The organism is Kocuria sp. CPCC 205260 (genome assembly GCF_040981045.1).
GTDB classification, from domain to species: domain Bacteria; phylum Actinomycetota; class Actinomycetes; order Actinomycetales; family Micrococcaceae; genus Kocuria; species Kocuria palustris.
This window is the reverse complement of record NZ_JAVKPT010000074.1, coordinates 1-564: the sequence shown is the minus strand read 5'-3', so window position 1 is coordinate 564 and position 564 is coordinate 1. Positions and strand designations below refer to the sequence as shown.

At 67.2% G+C, this 564-nt stretch carries 1 protein-coding gene; it reads right to left on the bottom strand.

Annotation, left to right across the window (positions count from 1 at the left end; all coding sequences use genetic code 11):
* Positions 1 to 286 precede the first annotated feature (286 nt).
* Positions 287 to 564, bottom strand: a 278-nt coding sequence (locus RF645_RS13235) for a hypothetical protein (protein WP_368819267.1), incomplete at its 5' end; no start/stop codon positions are given.

The window sequence follows — 564 nt, the reverse complement described above, 5'->3', positions numbered from 1 at the left end:
CAGTAAGGGGTTGTGGGGGTTTTCGCCTCTAGTGGGGTTGTGGCCGTTATGGGGGTTTCGGCATGCAAAGGGGTTTTTACCCTCAAAAACTCCATTGGGGTTTAGGACCCCTCTAGCACCATCAACCCCGGGGTAAGGGGCGGGGCACAGCAGTGTGGCCCCCACCGAGGTGAGGGCCACACTGTGCCGGGTTCGCGGTGCTGCGGAGTCGAGGGAAATCGCAAGAAAACCTCGAGCGCAACGGGCGAGGAGCCGGCAGATGGGCGGCGACCAAACCGCCCGCCCCTTACTGTATCGACGGGCTCAGCTGCTGGCGGTGCGTGGACGGCTGTGACGCGACCATGGCAGCACCGTCGGTGCTGGCGGTGTCCCGGGCGAGCTCCACGGCGTGACGGAACCAGGCCGGCATCGGCTTCTTGCCAGCCGCTGCCGCGGCCTTCTGGCCGGCCTCTGCAGCACGGGCAGCAGCATGAGCGGCGCGAGCCCGCGCTCTGGCCTTGGCGGGGGGCTCCAGACCGGAGATCGCGCGAGTGAGCTGGTGGATGAACAACGCCCGGGGGTTGG